Genomic DNA, 16,620 nt, shown 5'->3' with positions numbered 1-16,620 from the left:
TAAACTTACCTAAAAGTGGTAGTCAGCGGCGCTTTCGCCTTCACCTCGTACTGCGCGCCCCTGGATCAGCAAGTGACCCAAAGAGATGCTTGGCCTACCAGACGAGTGAGGCTAGGATGCCCAGATTACGTAGTTATTTCACTACACAATGGCAGGGTAACAGTCGAATGGCAGTACACGACCTCATCAATCGCATCCGTGGACGTCTCGACGAGCTCAATCGCTCCGAGCGCAAGGTCGCCGACGTCATTCTGGCGGACCCGGCTGAGGCCACCGGCATGAGCATCGCGGCGCTCGCTCAGGCCTCGCTGGTCAGCGAGCCTACCGTCAACCGTTTCTGTCGCAACTTCGATGCCAAGGGCTTCCCCGACTTCAAGATCAAGCTGGCCCAGAGCCTTGCCGGCGGCACGCCCTACGTGTCGCGCAGTGTCGAACAGAACGATGATGCCGCGTCCTATGGCGACAAGATTCTCGGCGCCACCGTGGCTGCGCTGGACGATGCCCGTCGCGCACTGGATCCCAGACGCATCGAACGCGCCGTCGACTACCTGAGCCAGGCCAAGCAGATCTGCTTCTTCGGCCTTGGCGCCTCAGGCCCGGTGGCGGCGGATGCCCAGCACAAATTCTTCCGCTTCAACCTGCCAGTCATGGCCTATGAAGACGTGCTCATGCAGCGCATGGTAGCCGCCGCCTGCCATACCGGCGACGTGATCGTGATCATCTCCTACACCGGACGCACCCGCGAGCTGGTCGATATCGCCAAGCTCGCACGCAGCAATGGCGCCGCGGTACTGGGCATCACCGCACCGGACTCTCCGCTGGCGCGCGAGTGCACCGAAGTGCTGGAAGTCATGGCGCCGGAAGATACCGATATCTATATGCCGATGACCTCACGCATGATCCACCTGGCCTTGATCGACGTTCTGGCCACCGGTGTGACGCTGCGCCGCGGAGAAGACTTCCAGCAGCATCTCAAGAAGATCAAGGACAGCTTGAAGGACACCCGCTTCCCGCCAGAGTCTTGAGCACTGGCCATCAGGTCATCAGCCCCAAACACAGCAAATGAACTCTTCCTGCGCAGCCATTCAATGCGCTACTGACACCCAAGCATCACTTGAGCGATCCTTCAGACATGGCGCGGGGCTTGCACCCGCGTGATCAAGACACAACAATACGCGCCATACCCCCTGACATGCGGTGCTCGCCGCATGATGTCTCATGTCGTGAATGCTGAGGATGCTTCCCATGCGCTGGCTGGCCACTGCTGCTCTGACCCTGATATCCGCCCTTCCCGTGACGATGAGTCTGGCTCAGGCCGACACCTTCAAGTTCACGGCGATTCCGGATGAAGACGAGTCACGCCTGGTCGAGCGTTTCGACAAGGTCGCTGACTATCTGGAAGAGAAGCTGGGCGTCGATGTCGAGTATGTGCCGGTCAAGTCCTATAGCGCCGCGGTCAGTGCCTTCCGCAATGATCAGATCCAGATGGCCTGGTTCGGCGGCCTGACCGGTGTTCAGGCACGTCAGATGGTGCCGGGCTCCGTCGCCATCGCCCAGGGCGTGGAAGACGCCGCCTTCCGCAGCTACTTCATCGCGCGTCGCGACCTCAAGCTGGCCGGCGATGCCGCCGAGCCGCTGGACGCCCTGCCCGACTCCCTCGAAGGCCACTCCTTCACCTTCGGCGCCAAGACCTCCACTTCAGGCCGCCTGATGCCGGAATACTATCTGCGCGAGCAGTTCCAGCAGGCGCCGGACGCCCTGTTCAGCCGCGTCGGTTTCTCCGGCGATCACTCCCGCACCATCGCACTGGTCGCCGCCGGCACCTATGACGTGGGCGCAGTGAACTTCGCGGTGTGGGAAGCGGCCGTCAAGGACGGCAAGGTCGACCCGAGCAAGGTGCAGGTGCTGTGGCAGACGCCGGCCTACCCGGATTATCAGTGGACCATTCGTGGCGATGCCGACAGCCACTTCGGCGCGGACTTCACCGCCCATGTCACCACGGCACTGCTGGACATGAAGGACCCGGACCTGCTCGAGAGCTTCCCGCGCTCCGGTTTCATCCCGGCCAGCAACGATGACTACGCGCCGATCAAGACCGTCGGTGAACAGCTCGGCCTGCTGCGCTGAGCTCATGACCCAGGAAACACCCTCTCCATTGCTGCACCTTTCGCAGGACCACCTCGGCCATGGCGCCGAGGTGGTCTTGCGTGATCTGGATATTCGCCTCCTGCCGGGCGAGCGCATCGCCCTGCTCGGTGCCAGTGGCGCAGGCAAGTCCACGCTGCTGGAAGCCCTGCGCGCCGCGCTGCAACAGCGCGACATAGCCGCCGCCTGGTGCCCTCAACGCCAAGGGCTGGTGCCGCAATTGTCGGTCTACCACAACATCTTCATGGGCCGGTTGGACCAGTACTCACGGCTGACCAACCTGTTCAATCTGCTGCGCCCGAAACCGGCTCACTGGCAGGCGGTCGCCACGCTGTGCGAACCGTTGGGCATCGCCGGCCTGATGGAGCGCTCCGTCGAGGCGCTTTCCGGCGGTCAGCGCCAGCGTGTCGCCATCGCACGCGCGCTCTATCAGGGCCATGATCTGTTCCTCGGCGACGAGCCCGTCGCAAGCGTGGACCCGCATCAGGCCAGCCAGCTGATCCAGCTGATTCATGCTCGTCACACCACCAGCGTGGTGGCGCTTCACCAGCGTGAGTTGGCACTCACTCACTTCACGCGCGTGATCGGGCTTGGCAAGCAGACTGATGGCATGGGCCATAGTCAGGGTCAATATCAGGGTCAGGTGCTGCTGGATGTCGCGACCGACGGACTGACGTCCAGCGATCTGGACTTCCTGTACCCCGCTGCGGCGACCCGCGAGTCATCCGATGTCAGCTGACCCCTCCACCATGACGGCAGAGCTACGCCACCCCCCTCGCTGGTGGCAGGCACGCAGTGACGGTGCGCGCCTGTTACGCCTCGGTGGTGGTCTGGTCATCGCCATGCTGGTGCTGGTGCCCTTCGCCGATCTCTCCGTTACCTCGCGCGACCCCTGGCAGGAACTGTGCCGCATGCTGGCGGGCCTGGCGTCGCCGGCTCCCGGCGCGCTGGAATCCCCGCTGCACGCTCTGATCCTGACCATCGCTTTTGCGCTGTGGGGCACCCTGCTGGGTGCGCTGATCGGGCTGCCGCTGGCATTGGTCTGCTCTCGCTCACGCCTGCTGCGGGGCATCTGTGCCGGGCTGCGTGCGGTGCATGAGCTGTTCTGGGCACTGCTGTTGCTGCAGGTATTCGGGCTATCGGCCGCCACGGCGCTGGCGGCGATCACGATCCCCTATGCCGCGACCTTCGCCAAGGTCTATGCCGAGATTCTCGAACAGCTGCCGCAGGCGCCACTCAAGGCACTACCCTGGGCCAGCTCGCGCGCGATGCGCTTTGTGTATGCAGAACTGCCGATGGCATGGCGGCGCATGGCCAGCTACACCCGCTATCGCTTCGAATGCGGACTGCGTGCCAGTGTTCTGCTCGGGTTCGTCGGCTTGCCCACGCTGGGTTTCTATCTGGAAAGCGCCTTTCGCGAGGGCCGTTACGCCGAGGCGGGCGCCCTGCTGTGGATCTTCTATCTGCTGATCGCCACGCTCCCGTGGTGGGGGCACCGTCGTGCATTGCCGGTGCTGGCCATCGTCAGCTTGTGGTGGCTGGGGCCATGGCCCGATGTCAGCCCGACCCTGCTGTGGCGCTTCATCAGCCATGACATCTGGCCGGCGCCGCTGGTCAATGCATCCTTCGAGTCACTGACCTCGGGTGAGCTCGCCACAGGCCTGCTGCAGTGGGCCAGCCACCTGCCCGACCTGCTACCCGCCATCGGCAATACCTTGCTGCTCGGCCTGCTGGGTACCGCCGGCAGTCTGCTGATCGCCATGCTCCTATGGCCGCTGGCCAGCCGCCATGTGGGTAACCGCCTCTCGCAGCATTCGGCCAACGGCCTGCTGATCTTCCTGCGCACCACGCCGGAGCTGATTCTGGCCTTCATTCTGCTGTTGCTGCTGGGGCCTTCCCTGCTGCCCGCCTGGCTGGCACTGGCGTTGCACAACGGCGCGATCATCGCCTTCCTGTGTGCTCGCCATGCCAACCAGATTCAGCTGCCGCCCAGTCGCCCGCAGGGCAAGTTCGAATGCTGGCTCTATGAGCTCAACCCGCGTGTCGCCCCCGGCATGTTCGCGCTGCTGCTCTACCGCGCCGAGACCATCATTCGCGAGACGGCCATTCTCGGCATGCTGGGAGTGGTAACGCTGGGCTTCCATATCGACTCGAGCTTCGAATATCTGATGTTTGATCAGGCATTTGCCTTGCTGGTGCTCACCGCCATACTCAATATCGGCGTTGACAGCCTCGCGCGGCGCCTGCGCCCCAGCGCTGAGATCTCTGAAGACAGCTGCGTGCGCTGACTCCTGAGCCGCCTACGCAGGAGTAAGCGCTGACTTCATGACGCACCCGACTCCCCTTTGAGCGAGCCTTGCCATGCCACCATCCGTGCCACCCTCCATGCCACCATCGTCATCCACGGAGTCTGCGAGCACGGCAAGCGCCAAACGTGAGGCACAGCGCATCACCTTGATCGGCGCGGCGCTGGATGGCGTGCTGGGTGTCGCCAAGCTCGTGATCGGCAAGATGGTCGGCTCGCAGGCGCTGATCGCCGATGGCATCCATTCCCTGTCAGACCTGGTGACGGATGCCTTCGTGTTGGTGGCGACTCACTTCGGCCGCCAGGCACCGGACCGCTCACATCCCTGGGGGCATGAGCGCATCGAGACGCTCGGGACTCTGGTGCTCGGCAGCCTGCTGCTGGCCGTGGCAGGCGCGATAGGCTGGGAAGGTATCCTGCGCAGCTGGGAACTGATGTTCGGCTCATTGACCATCCCGCTACCCGGCGCGCTGGGCATCGGCATCGCGATCATCTCGCTGCTCGGCAAGGAAGGTATCTTTCGCGCTACGCTGAAGGTCGCGCGCAAGCAGAAATCCAGGCTGCTGGAGGCCAATGCCTGGCACTCGCGCAGCGATGCGCTCTCCACGGTGGCGGTATTGGTAGGCCTGATCGGTACCCAACTGGGGGCAAGCTGGCTGGATGGCATCGCGGCGGTCATCGTTGGTGTGATGGTGGGCAAGATCGGCGCTTCATTGGCCTGGGAGGCCTCCCGCGAACTGATCGACACCGCCCTGCCACGTGAACAGCAACACGCCATGCGTGAGTGCTTGCTGTCACTGCCGGAGGTACGTGGCGCACATGACCTGCGCAGCCGCACGCTGGCCGGCCGCATCGTGCTGGAGGTCCACCTGCTGGTCGCGCCACGCATCAGCGTCTCGGAAGGCCATGCCATCGGCCACCACGCCGTGGCTCGCCTCAAGGCCGAATTCCCCCAGCTCAGTGACGTGATCTATCACATCGACCCGGAAGACGACTCGCATCTCGGTCAGGCCAGCCTAGCGCAGCCCACGCGGCGGCAGCCCCTGCCTTTACGCCACGACATCATCGCCGCACTCGATGAATGCTGGCGGCAGTCGCCCCTCTGGCAGGCGCGCAGTGGCCTCACCCTGCATTACGTCAACCATGCCACCACGCCTACTGACATCGCCTCGTCAGCCCCGCATGTCGATATACTGCTGGAGCTACCCGCTGATGCCCTGGAAAGCAGGCCCGAGAAGGTCACGCAAGGTGCTGCAAAAGAGGACGTGAAAGAGGATGTGAAAGATGCTCTGCAATGTTACCGCGACAGCGACACGCGCAACGCATCAATCGCCGAAATGGAACGCCTCGCAGCGGATCTTGAATGGTTCGGCGTACTATCGATTGGCGTGACATCCCATCTCCACCAGCACTGAAGTGTGGGTTACACTGCAGGCAACGACAGACATCCACCAGACAAGGAGCACGCCATGAGCAACGCATCCGGCGAAATGCACAAGACACGCATCATCAGTGAGCTGAAAGGCTTCATCCGCAAGCTGCTGCAAGACCCGAAGATTCTCGAGCAGTCACTGGTCGTGGCGCGAGCGCGCCTCAAGGAAGGGGCAGAACAGGGAAAGAATGAGCAAGCGGTGCTGGCCATCATCGCCAACGAGATTTCTGATACCACCAGCATCCATATCCCGGAAGATCCGGCAGAGCACTCCGATGCAGATAAGCTGTTCCTGGAGCTGCTGAAGGATGTGGTGGAAGAGGAAGAAGCGCTTTATTGATAACATCAGGCTACCGGAAGGTAGCCTGACTTAGCTAACGATTGAAAAGCTCAGTGAATATCTCTATAACTTTTCTTTTCACTTTTGACACTCATTATCCCATGTACGGTTTTGTACCCTTTTGTGCGTATCAATTCTTCTTCGAATTCAGCTCTAAGGATTACTTTCCCTTCCTTTACAGTATAGGCAGCTATTCCTTGCTCCATAATCTTAGATAGATCTGGAGTCTTTTTTAACATTTCTTTTACTGTAAAGCCAGACTCAATAGTCAAGCTACGCGCTAAAGAAGTTCCACACAACCGCAATAGATTGCAGCCATCACTAACTATAGTCTTATCGAAATGCCAGTCGATCAACGTAGGGAGTATATCCAGACTAGTTATAAAACTATCGCCGGAGTACACCAACTCATCATTAATTATATTTGAGAAGGAAATGAATATATTATACTGCTCCAATATTTCAGCTGAAGTACCATGTCCACCAACGTTGCTACAGCAAAACAAGTCATTTTCATGTGAGCTATGCTGTGTGAATGATTCACCATGATCAGACCATATAACCCCTTCAAAACTATTGCTATCAATTCTTGAAATAACATCAGTAAAGATATCTAATGCACGGCCAGCATCCTCCACCATCACTTCATACTTTCGATTATCACTGGCTTGAGAAAGGTGACTCCAACGATGAGTCCAAGGCATGTGAGGAAGGGTGAAATGAAATACCAACAAGTTATCTCCAGCCATAATTTTACTCTTTGCTTTTATAGCATAATATTTTGCAGCCAGGTATGGATCGTAAGTAACAGCATTAGCTCTATTATGAATATGGAATGGAAGAATCTCTTTGAAAACAAAATCGTACTCAGACAATAGGTTATAATATGGCATATCTAACAAAGGGGACGCTGCAACAAAATCTAATGCTTGTGTAGACGAGCCAAGATTATTCTCAAGTGAGCATTTTTCTCCAATATGATTAAACCTTTTTTCATCTGACCCATAAATTATATTCCACTCATGGTCCTCAAAAATGTTAAACATCGTACACTTAGGTTCAATGCTCGATAAATTGAATCTTACTCTGTTATTCTCAGGAGCTAGCCCTGTAGTCAATACATTCCAAGAAGCATATGTTCTTCCTACAGGTGACCAAGCATTATTGTAAGAAGACAAATGCTTAGAAGCTAAAAAGGTAGAGTTATTAGCCAGTAGAGAATGTGCATCTGCTCTAACTGAGTCAACACCTAAAACATAGGTTATATTATTCACACCTTTCTTCGTATAACCATCGCTCCATTTATAAAGAGAAAAGTTAACAACCAGAAGTACTGATGGCATAAGCAGAAGCGATATTAATGCTAAATGCCGTCTACAGGAATCACTAAAAAACACTATAAAAAGTGATAAGGATAAACTTAAAATCGTACCTATATACTTCATCCAAAATTCATTGGAGCTTAAATCTAAAATTTTGAATTGCGAATTAGGGAATTTGACTCCATTCACTACATCAAGTACCAGGAACAGAATGAAAGCGACTAGAACATTAATAAATATAGGTCTTACTCGCTGCTTTGAAACACTAAGGATCCATCGCGAGGCTAGAAGAGCAATGAATAAAACCCATAGACAGAAGACCAAATAGACCAATAGATATACTCCGGTAATATAGAAGTCATACCTAGAGAAGTCTTGCATAGAAAAATCTAAATTAAAGAATTTTTGGGGCATATTTTCACTAGGTATACGCTGCCCTAGTTGCATTAACGGATAAAATAGTAAAATGGCCAAAAAAGCTGTAACCCTATACATTTAGATCCCTCATATCAATAAAAAAGGGACTGCACGTCAGTGCAGCCCCTTTTAAGGTCATAGATTGATATTATGAACCAGAACGACAGTCTGCAGGCACCCATGCATCATCCATGGTTGCATTTTTACCACAACTCCAAGTAATACTGCCACCAGATGCAGCGGAAGGAGTGAGAGTGATCTCCGCGCCGTCATCTACGGTACTATTATAATTGACCGTGATAACACCGTTTGCGCCAACAGTAACAGAGTCAACCGCATTTCCGTTAATAGTGCTGGCCTCCTGGAGACCGGCAGCTGCATTAGTTTCAGGAAATGAACTTGAGGTCGAGTAAACTTCAGTAACTGCTGTTTTTGCTGCTGCTGCCAACTGCAGACCTTCAGAGACATTAGCACGCTTAGTATAATCCTGATAACGCGGAATTGCTATAGCAGCCAAAATACCAATGATGGCAATAACGATCATCAGTTCGATAAGTGTAAAACCAGCTTGTTGCTTGCGTGTCATGGTGTGACTCCCTTGCCTTTGCGTAGTGAGATCAGGTCGTACGTCCTGATACCCCGGTTACCTTCCCTGACCAGCAGGATGTTACAGAAGAATGTCAGTGTGGATGTTTGATTCCATTATTCCCAACAACATCTTCATCAGCATAACATCTTGATATCACGGGGTGTCGACCGGACGGGACGAGTGATACCACAGCCACAGTTCAGGTGCCATTGGCATGTCGCAAGACGCTTTCCTGGCGGCGCTGACGGCTGCTTGGTTGTTACAATAGATTACACTCAGTGACATTGCAAGCAACGAACACAAAAACGTTGTGATCGAGCTTCAGACGCGCTTCAACGTTACTCCCGCCCCACCAGCGTATGGCTAGCTCCCTTCCACGCCCCCTACCCCCCCCTTCCTCGTCACGCATGTCACGAATGCGCCATTCCTAGCGCTGGGCAATCCAGCTACACTCTTCGGTAATATGAGGTTTGTCATACGATGGCTTGCCGCACCAGTGTTCTCGTACAGCAGATCAGCGCCTGCTTCACGCTTGAAGTCGTTAGAGTAGCCCCACCGGCCACTGCAACAGGAAGAGTGTCATGCCTCAGTCAGAACACACGCTAAAAGGATTTGCCGCTCGACTGGTCGACTCTGGCCTGCTCGAACCCCAGGCAGCACAGCTGGCAGAACAGGAAGCCAATGAGGCAGGGGAAAGCCTGTTGCTGCATATCATCGCGCACGGCCTGGTGACGGCACGTGACGCGACATTGGCAGCCGCCTGGGAATATGGCCTGCCGTATGTGGATCTCGATGCCATTCGCACCGATTCACTGCCCGCCATTGATGAACTACCCGAGAAGGTGTTGCGCAAGCTGGGGGTATTGCCACTCTATCGCCGTGAGCATCGTTTGACCGTCGGCGTGCCCTCACCCTCAACCCTCACGCATCTCGATGAGCTGCAATTTGCCACCGGCCTGTCGATCGAGAGTGTCTTGGTCGCTGCCGACCAGCTGGCGCCGGCATTGGAGCAGTACCTGGAAGCCGGCGAAGAAAGCGCCATGGATATACTTGGCGAAGACGGCGAAGCGCTCGACGGGCTGGATTTCGAGAGTGAGGAAGACAAGAGCCAGGATATGGCGATCACGGCCAGCAGTGATGATGCGCCCGTGGTGCGCTTCGTTCACAAGGTACTGCTGGATGCCATCAAGCGTGGTGCATCGGATATCCACTTCGAGCCCTACGAATCCACCTATCGCATTCGTTTTCGTATCGATGGCATGTTGATCGAGAACACTCGCCCGCCCTTCAATATGCGTAACCGTATCTCGGCGCGCTTGAAGGTCATGTCACGCATGGATATTTCCGAGCGCCGCTTGCCGCAGGATGGCGCGATCAAGTTGCGACTGTCCAAATCCCGCTCCATCGATTTCCGTGTCAATACACTGCCGACCGTGTATGGCGAGAAGATCGTGCTGCGTATTCTCGACCCCAGTTCGGCCAAGATGGGCATTGAAGCGCTGGGCTTCGAGCCCGAGCAGCGCGCCATGTTCGAGAAGACGCTGGCGCAGCCACAGGGCATGATTCTGGTCACTGGGCCTACCGGCAGCGGCAAGACCGTGACGCTCTATACCGGCTTGAATATCCTCAATACCCCGGAGCGCAATATCTCGACGGCGGAGGACCCGGTCGAGCTCAAGGTAGAAGGTGTCAACCAGGTCAACGTGCTGCCCAAGATCGGCCTGGATTTCGCCTCGGCCCTGCGCGCCTTCCTGCGCCAGGACCCTGATGTGGTGATGGTGGGGGAGATTCGTGACAAGGAAACCGCCGAGATTGGTGTCAAGGCTGCCCAGACCGGACACCTGGTGCTTTCTACCTTGCACACCAACTCAGCGCCCGAGACGCTGACACGTCTGAGCAACATGGGAATTGCCCCCTTCAACATCGCGAGTTCCGTCTCGTTGATCATCGCTCAGCGCCTTGCTCGCCGCCTGTGCACCCACTGCCGCCAGCCCGCGGAGATTCCGCCCGAGGCGATGGCCTCGATGGGCTTCAGTGAAGACAATGGGTTCAGTGCAGCAGAACTCGAGGCAGCGACCATCTTCCGCCCCGTCGGCTGCAGTCAGTGCACCCTGGGTTACAAGGGGCGAGTCGGCATCTATGAAGTCATGCCGATCTCGGACGAGATGAGCCGCTTGATCATGCGTGAGGGCACCGCCATCGAGCTGGCAGACCAAGCCCGCAAGGAAGGGCTTTCAGACCTGAGGCGTAGCGGCTTGCGCAAGGTGATGTCGGGCATGACCTCGCTGGAAGAAGTCAATCGCATCACCAAGGATTGATCGTGATGCCCCAGGTTGCTCACATCCCCCGAGCAAGCGGCTCGATAGCGTTGAGGATGCCGATGTGAACTATTTTCATCGACGCTGACTTTTGTGTGCTCATCAGGCACATTGACGTCAAGCAGACAAGGCATTGATCATGGCTCACCCACAATGCCTGATCCCATTTATCAGGGAACGATAACTGACATGGCAACCTCCAGAACTGCCAAGCAAGACAAGAAGAAAGCGGGCATCGAGACCTGGCAATGGTCGGGCAAGAACTCGCGCGGCGAAAACGTCAAGGGCGAGCTGATGTCGGCCAGCGTCGACCAGGTCAAGAACACGCTGACCAGCCAGGGCATCGTGGTCAAGCGCCTGCGCAAGAAGTCCTCCCTGTTTGGCGGCAGCAAGAAGGTCAGTGGCAAGGATGTCACCATGTTCGCCCGTCAGATGGCGACCATGATCCGCGCTGGCGTACCGGTACTTCAGGCATTTGGCATCGTGGCCGAAAGCATGAAGAGTCCGGGCATGCGTCATCTGGTCGAAGACATGATGAATCAGGTGGGAGCAGGCGCCAGCTTTTCGGAAGCCTTGCGCAAACATCCCCAGCACTTTGACAAGCTGTTTGCCAATCTGGTTGAAGCCGGTGAACAGGCGGGCGCCCTGGACAAGATGCTCGACCGTGTCGCGACCTACAAAGAAAAGATTGATTCCCTCAAGGCGCGCGTCAAGAAAGCTCTGTATTACCCTATCGCCGTGATCGGCGTCGGGATCGGGGTAACAGCCATCCTCTTGATCAAGGTAGTCCCACAGTTTGAGAGTCTTTTCCAGGGCTTCGGCGCAGAGCTGCCAGCCTTTACCCAGCTGACGATCACCTTGTCGGAGCATGCGCAGAATTATTGGTATATTGCGCTAGGCGCGATCATCCTGGCCGTCGTACTTATTGCGCAAGCGATCAAGCGCTCTGACAAGTTTGCCTACGCCAGTCACCGCTTCATGCTCAAGGTACCGGTACTCGGCGATATCCTGGATAAATCGTCTGTCGCTCGTTATTCACGCACATTGGCCACGACCTTTCAGGCCGGTGTTCCGTTGGTGGAATCGCTAGATACTGCCGCCGGCGCCTCAGGCAACAAGGTCTACGAGCGTGCCATTGCCCAGATCAAGGAAGATGTCTCTACCGGCCAGCAGCTGAACTTCGCCATGCGCAATACCCAGTTGTTTCCGACACTGGCAGTACAGATGGTAGCGATTGGCGAGGAATCCGGCTCACTGGATGCCATGCTCAACAAGGTGGCGGATTTCTACGAAGAAGATGTCGACAACAAGGTAGATGCCCTGACCTCACTGCTGGAGCCCTTGATCATCGTGGTGCTAGGCACCCTGGTGGGCGGGCTTGTGGTCTCGATGTATCTTCCCATCTTCGAGCTGGGCAACGCGATCTAGCACGCGGCCTGTATCTCGAAAGAAGCTTTCATGCCAAGCGGCCGCGCCACCAAAAGGACGCGGCCGTGTCATTTACTGACAAGGACGACTCGTGGAATCACTCGCCCAACTTTCCCCCACTCTGCAGGCCTGCCTGGCCGGTATATTCGGTTTGCTGATCGGCAGCTTTCTGAATGTCGTCATCACTCGCCTGCCCGTGATGATGATGCGCCAATGGCGCGCCGAGGCCCGCGAGGCATTGGAGCTGGAAGCCGAAGATACACCGCGCTTCAACCTGCTGGTGCCAGCTTCACGCTGCCCGGGCTGTGACACGCCAATCAAGTGGCACGACAACCTCCCCATCCTCGGTTGGCTGAAACGCCGTGGCCGCTGCGCCAGCTGCAATACGCGTATCAGCGCGCAGTATCCGCTGGTGGAACTGGCCGGTGGCGCACTTGGTGCGTCCATTGCGTTGATCTACGGCCTGGAGGCACAGAGCCTGTGGATCTTCGGTGCCTGTCTGACCCTGCTGGTGCTGTCAGTCATCGACTTCCGCACCCAGCTGCTACCAGATGCCATCACTCTGCCGCTACTGTGGGCAGGTCTCGCCTATCAGTTACTGTTCCAGCCTCTGATGCTGCCCAGTGCTGTCATCGGCGCGATGGCGGGCTATCTGGTGCTGTGGAGCTTCTACTGGCTATTCAAGCTGATCACCGGCAAGGAAGGCATGGGCTACGGTGATTTCAAACTGCTCGCCGCGCTGGGTGCCTGGCTCGGCTGGCAGTGGTTGCCGCTGTTGCTGATTCTGTCCGCCGGTCTTGGGGCCGTTCTGGGCATCCTGCTGCAACTGCTGGTTCCGCGTCTGCGCGGCGCCCCGATGCCCTTCGGGCCTTATCTGGCGGTTGCCGGCTGGATCGCCCTGCTGTTTGGCACGCCCTTGATGAGCCTCTACCTGAGCGTGATCGGCGTATGACGACGTCCTCTTCAACCCAGGGCCCCATCATCGGTGTTACCGGCGGCATCGGCAGCGGCAAGTCGAGCGTCGCGCGACTCTTCGGCGAGCTGGGCATCCAGTGGGTGGATGCCGATGATGTCTCGCGCGAGATCGTGCGCCCCGGCGAGACCGCACTGGCCGAGATCATCGCCCACTTCGGCGAGTCAACCGTCACGGCGCAGGGCGAGCTTGACCGCGCCGCGCTGCGCGAGCGGATCTTCGCGGCTCCCGAGGAACGCCAATGGCTGGAGCGCTGCACCCATCCGCGTATCCGGGAGCGGATCGTCGAGCATCTGGCGGCCATGACCAGCCCCTATCGCCTGCTGGTTTCTCCCCTGTTGTTCGAGTCCGGCCAGGACAGCCTCGTCTCACGTACCCTGGTGGTAGATGTCAGCCAGGATATCCAGCTTGAGCGCACGCTGAGCCGCGATGGTGTCAGCGAAGCGCAGGTACGCGCCATCCTCGCGGCCCAACTGCCACGCGAGACACGACTGGCCAAGGCCGACGATGTCATCGACAATGACGGAAGCTTGGCGCATCTTCGTGAACAGGTAAGGGCCATGGATGCCTACTATCGATCACTGAGCGCCCCCCATACACCGTTTCAGGACACCCCTCATGTCTGATGCCACCGCTGCCCCCAATGGCAAGACACCCTTGACCGTCGCTTGCCCTCAATGCCGTACCGACGTGGTATGGAGTGCCGCCAGCGAGTTTCGCCCTTTCTGCAGCAAACGCTGCCAACTGCTGGATCTTGGTGCCTGGGCTGACGAATCCCACAGCATCGCCGGTGAGCCCGCCATGGATGAGACCAGCATCGACGAGATGGTGGCGCGCATGGAACGCGACATGCATCAGCAGTAGCGCTCGAGAGAGCCCTGCTGACTCAGGCTGGTCCAAAGCTCGTCACTCAAGATGCTCGGCAACCAAGATGCCTGAACAAAAAAAGACCCTCGAGGCTAGCCTCGAGGGTCTTTTTTTGTTCAGGCAACTGCCATCAACGCGCGAGCATCACTTCCAGAAATCACGGATCGAGGCGATACCCTGGGCACCGACGGCGCGTGCGTGGTCGCTGTCATGGCGGGACATGCCACCCAGCGCGTAGACCGGCATGCACGCCTGCTCGACCAGCCCCTGGAAGTCGTGCCAGCCCAGCGGCGGACGTTCCGGGTGCGATGGCGTCACACGCAGCGGTGACAGTGACACGAAGTCGCACGCCACACGACCGGCTTGATCCAGCTGCTGCTGATCGTGGGTGGAGGCAGACAGCCACTTGTTGGCGGCAATCGGACGCTCGCCCTTTTCCGCCAGCTCCGCCAGACGCACGCTGGTCAGGTGGATACCATCCGCATCGACCTTGTCGAGCATGGAGGGTTCGGCATTGAGCAGCAGACGGGCACCACGCGCATGACAGACCGCCAGCGCCTTCTCGGCACGCGCGATATAGGCCGCCTCATCCAGCTCCTTGGCGCGCAGCTGGACCAGACGCACGCCATCCTCATCCAATGCACGCGTCAGACGCGTCTCGAAGACGTCCTCATCGGCCTCTTCCGGCGTGATCAGGTACTCGCGCGGCAGCGAGACCGCCCGCAGAATCGGCAGATTCGCCGCCGGGAAGGCGTACTTGTAGAGATCCTCGATCTCGACCCAGCGCACTGCCTGCCCTTCACGACCAAAGGGTTCGCCAGTGAACTGACGCGTTTCCCACACATCCAGCAGGATGTGCTTGTCCGGGTATTCGTGATGAATACGGATCAGCGGCTGAGCACGAATGATCTCGATGCCCAGCTCTTCGCACAGCTCACGCTTGAGCGCTTCCAGACCGGTTTCGTAAGGCGCCAGCTTGCCACCCGGAAACTCCCACAAGCCGCCCTGATCCACCGTCGAGGGACGACGTGCAATCAGGACCTGGCCCTGTTCGTTTAAGATGGCGGCAGCCGCCACGTGAACCCTTCGCTTGGGCATGATGCCTGTACCTTTGACTCGCGTTGTACATCCGACTCCGCCTCGAGAGGCGAAGCCTGCGGGAGATATTGCATTACCGTTTCAGCGTAGGCCTCCACCCTCGGGCGTCAGCTACGATAATCAGCGTTGATCGAGACGTAATCGTGGGACAGATCCGATGTCCAGATGCGAGCTTCCTGCTGTCCACGTCCCAGGCGGATGCCGATCACCAGCTCCTCCTCGGCCATGGCGGCACTGCCGGCGGCTTCGGTATAGCTGTCGGCACGGCCGCCCTGTTCGACGATGGTGACGCCATTGAGCGTGATCGCGACACCCGTGACATCCAGCGCTTCCAGCGGCGCACGTCCGACGGCCGCCAGAATGCGCCCCCAGTTGGCGTCGCTGGCATAGAGGGCTGTCTTGACCAGCGGCGAGTGCGCGACGGTAAAGCCGACGGCACGTGCCTCTTCCTGTGAACGTGCCTCGCTGACCTCGATGGTGACGAACTTGGTCGCCCCCTCGCCATCACGAATGATGGCCTGAGCCAGCTCGAGCATGACTTCCGCCAGGGCGGCCTCGAACGCGATCAGGTCTTCACCCTCGACACGCCCGGCCTGCCCCGTGACAGCCAGCATGCAGGCGTCATTGGTGGAGGTATCGGAATCGACGGTGATGCTGTTGAAGCTCTTGACCACCACCCGGCGCAGCATGGCGTCGAGCGCCACCTGATCGATGGCGAGATCAGCATCGGTGGCCACGAAGCCCAGCATGGTCGCCATGTTCGGGCAGATCATGCCGGAACCCTTGGAGACACCTGCCAGCGTCACGCTCTCGCCATTGCTCAGCGTCAGTGTCCGCCAGCTGCCCTTGGGCCGCGTATCGGTGGTCATGATCCCATGCGCCGCGGCAGACCAGTCGCCCTCGCCCAGGTTGGCAAAGGCTGTCGGCAACGCCGCCGTCAGGCGGTCCATCGGCAAGGGTTCACCGATCACGCCTGTCGAGAACGGCAGCACTGCCCGAGCATCACAGCCGACGATCTCTGCCAATGCCTGGCAGGTCGCGCGAGCATCGGTCATGCCCTGCTCCCCAGTCCCCGCATTGGCATTGCCGGTGTTGATCACCAGATAACGCGGCCCTGCGACGCCTGCCGTGAGGTGCTCACGTGCGACATGAACCGGCGCCGCGCAGAAGGCGTTGCGGGTGAAAGTGCCTGCAAGACGCGACCCTGCCTCGAGGGCCATGATCACCAGATCACGACGACCCGGCTTCTTGATACCGGCTTCAGCAACCCCGATCTGAAAGCCGGCAATCGCCGGCATGTCAGCGGGAAAAGTGGAAGGCCCTACCGCCATCGCTCACGTCTCCAATCATGGTGTTCTGTGACTACTGCCCCCTGCGAGCCGAGTC

The 16,620-nt window shown here is 58.2% G+C and carries 15 protein-coding genes; 11 read left to right on the top strand and 4 right to left on the bottom strand.

What is annotated here, in order from left to right:
* The first annotated feature begins 167 nt into the window (after positions 1-167).
* The 6 genes from AC5WNJ_RS03625 to AC5WNJ_RS03600 all read left to right on the top strand — a co-directional run bounded on the left by AC5WNJ_RS03625 (position 168) and on the right by AC5WNJ_RS03600 (position 6,222).
* Positions 168-1,025 (top strand): MurR/RpiR family transcriptional regulator, encoded by an 858-nt coding sequence (locus AC5WNJ_RS03625; RefSeq protein ID WP_495930398.1) that lies wholly within the window; start codon positions 168-170, stop codon positions 1,023-1,025.
* A gap of 220 nt (positions 1,026-1,245) precedes the next feature.
* Positions 1,246-2,127 carry a putative selenate ABC transporter substrate-binding protein gene (locus tag AC5WNJ_RS03620; RefSeq protein WP_199852379.1) on the top strand — a complete coding sequence of 294 codons (882 nt, stop codon included), beginning with the start codon at positions 1,246-1,248 and terminating at the stop codon, positions 2,125-2,127.
* 28 nt (positions 2,128-2,155) lie between these two features.
* The gene (locus AC5WNJ_RS03615) at positions 2,156-2,884 is read left to right on the top strand and encodes an ATP-binding cassette domain-containing protein (RefSeq protein ID WP_495930397.1); all 729 of its coding nucleotides are present in this window, start codon (positions 2,156-2,158) and stop codon (positions 2,882-2,884) included.
* On the top strand, positions 2,874-4,433 hold the full coding sequence (locus AC5WNJ_RS03610; RefSeq protein ID WP_495930396.1) for a PhnE/PtxC family ABC transporter permease: 1,560 nt from the start codon (positions 2,874-2,876) through the stop codon (positions 4,431-4,433). The genes AC5WNJ_RS03615 and AC5WNJ_RS03610 overlap by 11 nt, the downstream gene beginning before the upstream one ends.
* 73 nt (positions 4,434-4,506) lie before the next feature.
* Positions 4,507-5,865, top strand: a complete 1,359-nt coding sequence (locus AC5WNJ_RS03605) for a cation diffusion facilitator family transporter (RefSeq protein ID WP_495930395.1) — start codon at positions 4,507-4,509, stop codon at positions 5,863-5,865.
* Positions 5,866-5,919: 54 nt separating this feature from the next.
* Positions 5,920-6,222: a hypothetical protein gene (locus tag AC5WNJ_RS03600; protein WP_043332474.1), complete on the top strand. Its 303-nt coding sequence runs from the start codon at positions 5,920-5,922 to the stop codon at positions 6,220-6,222.
* 50 nt (positions 6,223-6,272) lie between these two features.
* Here AC5WNJ_RS03600 and AC5WNJ_RS03595 read toward each other — a convergent pair whose 3' ends face one another.
* Both AC5WNJ_RS03595 and AC5WNJ_RS03590 read right to left on the bottom strand, forming a co-directional pair.
* Positions 6,273-8,039, bottom strand: a complete 1,767-nt coding sequence (locus AC5WNJ_RS03595; RefSeq protein WP_495930394.1) for a hypothetical protein — start codon at positions 8,037-8,039, stop codon at positions 6,273-6,275.
* 70 nt (positions 8,040-8,109) lie between these two features.
* Entirely contained in the window at positions 8,110-8,547 is a 438-nt protein-coding gene (locus AC5WNJ_RS03590) for a pilin (protein WP_495930393.1), read from the bottom strand.
* A gap of 584 nt (positions 8,548-9,131) precedes the next feature.
* On the opposite strand from AC5WNJ_RS03590, the gene pilB reads away from it, so the two are divergent.
* From pilB to yacG, 5 genes are all read left to right on the top strand, one after another.
* Positions 9,132-10,868, top strand: a complete 1,737-nt coding sequence (gene pilB, locus AC5WNJ_RS03585; RefSeq protein WP_495930392.1) for a type IV-A pilus assembly ATPase PilB — start codon at positions 9,132-9,134, stop codon at positions 10,866-10,868.
* A gap of 189 nt (positions 10,869-11,057) precedes the next feature.
* A complete protein-coding gene (locus tag AC5WNJ_RS03580) occupies positions 11,058-12,296 on the top strand; it encodes a type II secretion system F family protein (RefSeq protein ID WP_495930391.1) in 1,239 nt (412 codons plus the stop codon).
* Between the two features lie 91 nt (positions 12,297-12,387).
* A complete protein-coding gene (locus AC5WNJ_RS03575; protein ID WP_495930390.1) occupies positions 12,388-13,248 on the top strand; it encodes a prepilin peptidase in 861 nt (286 codons plus the stop codon).
* Entirely contained in the window at positions 13,245-13,895 is a 651-nt protein-coding gene (gene coaE, locus AC5WNJ_RS03570; protein ID WP_495930389.1) for a dephospho-CoA kinase, read from the top strand. The genes AC5WNJ_RS03575 and coaE overlap by 4 nt, the downstream gene beginning before the upstream one ends.
* Positions 13,888-14,133 (top strand): DNA gyrase inhibitor YacG, encoded by a 246-nt coding sequence (gene yacG, locus AC5WNJ_RS03565; RefSeq protein ID WP_495930388.1) that lies wholly within the window; start codon positions 13,888-13,890, stop codon positions 14,131-14,133. The genes coaE and yacG overlap by 8 nt, the downstream gene beginning before the upstream one ends.
* A gap of 147 nt (positions 14,134-14,280) precedes the next feature.
* Here the strand turns inward: yacG and AC5WNJ_RS03560 are convergent, their stop codons facing one another.
* A complete protein-coding gene (locus AC5WNJ_RS03560) occupies positions 14,281-15,234 on the bottom strand; it encodes a Nudix family hydrolase (RefSeq protein ID WP_495930387.1) in 954 nt (317 codons plus the stop codon).
* 107 nt (positions 15,235-15,341) lie between these two features.
* The gene (gene argJ / locus AC5WNJ_RS03555; protein ID WP_495930386.1) at positions 15,342-16,565 is read right to left on the bottom strand and encodes a bifunctional glutamate N-acetyltransferase/amino-acid acetyltransferase ArgJ; all 1,224 of its coding nucleotides are present in this window, start codon (positions 16,563-16,565) and stop codon (positions 15,342-15,344) included.
* Between the last annotated feature and the right edge of the window lie 55 nt (positions 16,566-16,620).

It is taken from the genome of Cobetia sp. PDI-23MA (assembly GCF_059507735.1).
This window is presented reverse-complemented; position numbering and strand designations above follow the sequence as displayed.

What these genes read in the sequence shown, in the direction of transcription:
- AC5WNJ_RS03620 (WP_199852379.1), top strand. Translation starts at nt 1,246, where the DNA reads ATGCGCTGGCTGGCCACTGCTGCTCTGACCCTGATATCCGCCCTTCCC.
- coaE (WP_495930389.1), top strand. Translation starts at nt 13,245, where the DNA reads ATGACGACGTCCTCTTCAACCCAGGGCCCCATCATCGGTGTTACCGGC.
- argJ (WP_495930386.1), bottom strand. Translation starts at nt 16,565, where the DNA reads ATGGCGGTAGGGCCTTCCACTTTTCCCGCTGACATGCCGGCGATTGCC.
- AC5WNJ_RS03605 (WP_495930395.1), top strand. Translation starts at nt 4,507, where the DNA reads ATGCCACCATCCGTGCCACCCTCCATGCCACCATCGTCATCCACGGAG.
- AC5WNJ_RS03560 (WP_495930387.1), bottom strand. Translation starts at nt 15,234, where the DNA reads ATGCCCAAGCGAAGGGTTCACGTGGCGGCTGCCGCCATCTTAAACGAA.
- AC5WNJ_RS03610 (WP_495930396.1), top strand. Translation starts at nt 2,874, where the DNA reads ATGTCAGCTGACCCCTCCACCATGACGGCAGAGCTACGCCACCCCCCT.
- AC5WNJ_RS03625 (WP_495930398.1), top strand. Translation starts at nt 168, where the DNA reads ATGGCAGTACACGACCTCATCAATCGCATCCGTGGACGTCTCGACGAG.
- AC5WNJ_RS03590 (WP_495930393.1), bottom strand. Translation starts at nt 8,547, where the DNA reads ATGACACGCAAGCAACAAGCTGGTTTTACACTTATCGAACTGATGATC.
- AC5WNJ_RS03600 (WP_043332474.1), top strand. Translation starts at nt 5,920, where the DNA reads ATGAGCAACGCATCCGGCGAAATGCACAAGACACGCATCATCAGTGAG.
- AC5WNJ_RS03580 (WP_495930391.1), top strand. Translation starts at nt 11,058, where the DNA reads ATGGCAACCTCCAGAACTGCCAAGCAAGACAAGAAGAAAGCGGGCATC.
- AC5WNJ_RS03595 (WP_495930394.1), bottom strand. Translation starts at nt 8,039, where the DNA reads ATGTATAGGGTTACAGCTTTTTTGGCCATTTTACTATTTTATCCGTTA.
- pilB (WP_495930392.1), top strand. Translation starts at nt 9,132, where the DNA reads ATGCCTCAGTCAGAACACACGCTAAAAGGATTTGCCGCTCGACTGGTC.
- yacG (WP_495930388.1), top strand. Translation starts at nt 13,888, where the DNA reads ATGTCTGATGCCACCGCTGCCCCCAATGGCAAGACACCCTTGACCGTC.